Raw genomic sequence first — 2,578 nt, forward strand, 5'->3', positions numbered from 1 at the left:
GCATCGTCATGAGCTGGGCAACACATCCTTCCGCCAAGGTGGCGGCCCGCAAGTCGCCGAACCGTACCGCCGGCCAAGCCCGCAAGTCGGCGCCACGCATCGACCGTGAAGGGTTGGAGCAGAAGGTGCTGATTCGCTGGCTGTACGCACAGCAGCAGAACGGCATGCAGGTGGGGCAGCTATTGCACGGTGTGACCTTCCACGTCCCCAATGGTGGCCAGCGCAACAAGAAGACGGCGGCAGACCTGAAGATGCAAGGCGTGCGGGCTGGGGTGAGCGATCTGGTGGTGGCCACGGCCCGCGGTGGGTATCACGGGCTCTACATCGAGTTCAAGGCAGCACCGCCACATGATGCCGCCCTGGCGAAGTCTCAGCGCGAATGGCTTGAGAAGATGGAGGGCAATGGCTATCTGGCAGTGCTGGCCAAGGGCGTGGATGAAGCCAAGGCGGTGCTGGTGGCTTATGCGAGCTGGCCCGAGACAGTGGTGGCCGGTGAGCCAGAAGTGATGCCGCATGGCAGTGAGTGGCGCAAGGCAACGGCATAGTGCTCACGTAGCAACCCAGAGCAGGAGGGCAGGACATGCAGCGGATCGAGGATATGGGGCTGGCGGAGACCTTCCGCCTGATCGAGAAGCTGCCGGAGGGCGTGAGGCGTCAGCAGGCGTTGGTGCATGCTCTGGATGAGCTGCTCGAGGAAGAGATCGAGTATCGCACCGGGCTGCGCCATCAGAATGCCGGTTGGCATCAGGTGTCATCGGTGGGCGGCATGGGGGAAGGCCGCGGAGAGTGCACGGGGCTGGTGGATCACGTCGGCAAGGCTGCCGAGCGCTATCAGCGGGAAAGTCAGTGGAGGACGATGGCGGCGGCGCTGCTGTCACGCCTGACCGATCGCCAACGCATGGCGGTACTGCTGGCGGCCTATGCCATTCCGCCGGTGCAGCATTGCCAGTCGCCGCGCATGATGACCCAATCGCAGGCCGTGGCGGCGCAGGTGGCGATTCTTGCACGGTTGGGCTGGGTGCCCGGCGCGGTCAAGGTGGCGCCGTTCAAGTCGGCCAAGTCGATGCAATGTGCGGCATCTCGAGGTCGTGAGTCACTACTGCATATGGTGATTTCTCAAGCAGAAATAACTGCCTGACTACCATATGTTGTAAAAGCGAGGGTTTGAGGGTACGATCCAGCTATTGTGTGATTCTTGCGTCTCTGGACCACCACTCATTTCAAGGCCCTGCCATCTGGCGGGGCTTTTTTGTTGTATCTGCGCAAGATTCCCCATGAGTCAATAATTTCTGATCACCAATCCGTTGAAGTGTAAACGCTACTGTAACGTTATCTTGTTTACGAAATTTACCAAATGGATACAAAGATAATGGGGAATATCACTCGTAGCTTGGTGGCGAGCGGGGAGAAAGGTGATGTTTTACGTTTAGGTCGAGAGCTCAATAAAATCATAGAGACTGAGCACTTGGCTGTTCATGAGGCTATTGAGCGTTACCAGCACCTGGGGCTCACCCGAGAGCTAGCTTTGCAGGCGTGTAACAGAGCACGTCGGGATCAGAAGCAGTTGGAGGCGCGTCAAGCGCTGCGAAAGGTATTCTCCAAAAGTGCCATCACTGAGCGGGCTTTTCCCGCTTCAAGTCTCATGGAGTGACGAATGCTCGATGACATCATCAGCGTGACTCATGTGGAGCAAGCCAGGAGAGGGAATCTTGACCTTCTGGGCGAGTCTTTATGCATTGCGTGTGATGACCTGGGGATAGCGCTCGATGATGTCATCGAAGAAAGTGAGTTCACACGGCTTACATATGAACTTGCTGAAGCGGCACTGACTCACGGTCGTTCACATAGAAGACGTTTGTAGTATCTCCCCTGTAATCCTGTGAGCCCTGCCATCTGGCGGGGCTTTTTCGTATCTGCCTACCGGTGATGCCCATGCCTGCACATGCCCCCGCGCACTGGCTCGATGAGGTCGAGCTGGTGGGCTTCGATGCGCCTGTTGATCCGGCGGCTGATGATGCCAGCAATCTGGCGGCCTTCCTGGGCACCATTGCCTATGCCGAGGGCACGCCACGCTTCAGCTCGATTGAGGGCTATGACGTGCTGGTGGGTGGCACGACCTTCGATGGTTTCGATGATCATCCCCGCCAGTCGGTGTGGTTGAAGTCGTACAAGATCCACAGCACGGCGGCAGGTCGGTATCAGTTCCTCGTGGGGACGTGGGATGACCTGGCCAATCGCTTCAGCCTGACGGACTTTTCGCCAGCCTCGCAGGATGAGGCTGCCAAGCAGTTGATCCGCCAGTGCCGGGCATTGGGACTGGTGTATGACGGGCGCATCGCTGAGGCCATCCACGCCTGCCGGCGCATCTGGGCGAGCCTGCCAGGGGCAGGTTATGGGCAGCGCGAGCTTGATACCGATGAGCTGCTGGGCGTGTACGTGCGTGCTGGCGGACACATCGCATAACGATAACGACGAACTACGCAGGGCCTACCGACTCAGGAGGCCATATGCATGATGACGACCACGAGCCCGCCGATATGCCACACCGCGATCCATCGACATGGCAGATGCTGCTGGA

4 protein-coding genes are annotated in these 2,578 nt (G+C 58.9%); all 4 read left to right on the plus strand.

What is annotated here, in order from left to right; all coding sequences use genetic code 11:
* Positions 1 to 545, plus strand: a 545-nt coding sequence (locus IZU87_RS17125; RefSeq protein ID WP_349305203.1) for a VRR-NUC domain-containing protein, incomplete at its 5' end; no start/stop codon positions are given.
* Between the two features lie 35 nt (positions 546 to 580).
* Entirely contained in the window at positions 581 to 1,138 is a 558-nt protein-coding gene (locus IZU87_RS17130; RefSeq protein WP_213115345.1) for a hypothetical protein, read from the plus strand.
* A 516-nt stretch (positions 1,139 to 1,654) separates the two neighbouring features.
* The gene (locus IZU87_RS17135) at positions 1,655 to 1,861 is read left to right on the plus strand and encodes a hypothetical protein (RefSeq protein ID WP_213115346.1); all 207 of its coding nucleotides are present in this window, start codon (positions 1,655 to 1,657) and stop codon (positions 1,859 to 1,861) included.
* 71 nt (positions 1,862 to 1,932) lie between these two features.
* Positions 1,933 to 2,463 carry a glycoside hydrolase family 24 protein gene (locus IZU87_RS17140; RefSeq protein ID WP_213115347.1) on the plus strand — a complete coding sequence of 177 codons (531 nt, stop codon included), beginning with the start codon at positions 1,933 to 1,935 and terminating at the stop codon, positions 2,461 to 2,463.
* Positions 2,464 to 2,578 lie beyond the last annotated feature (115 nt).

It is taken from the genome of Cobetia sp. MC34 (assembly GCF_018340035.1).
In the GTDB taxonomy this organism is placed as follows: Bacteria; Pseudomonadota; Gammaproteobacteria; order Pseudomonadales; family Halomonadaceae; genus Cobetia; species Cobetia amphilecti.

What these genes read in the sequence shown, in the direction of transcription:
- IZU87_RS17130 (WP_213115345.1), top strand. Translation starts at nt 581, where the DNA reads ATGCAGCGGATCGAGGATATGGGGCTGGCGGAGACCTTCCGCCTGATC.
- IZU87_RS17135 (WP_213115346.1), top strand. Translation starts at nt 1,655, where the DNA reads ATGCTCGATGACATCATCAGCGTGACTCATGTGGAGCAAGCCAGGAGA.
- IZU87_RS17140 (WP_213115347.1), top strand. Translation starts at nt 1,933, where the DNA reads ATGCCTGCACATGCCCCCGCGCACTGGCTCGATGAGGTCGAGCTGGTG.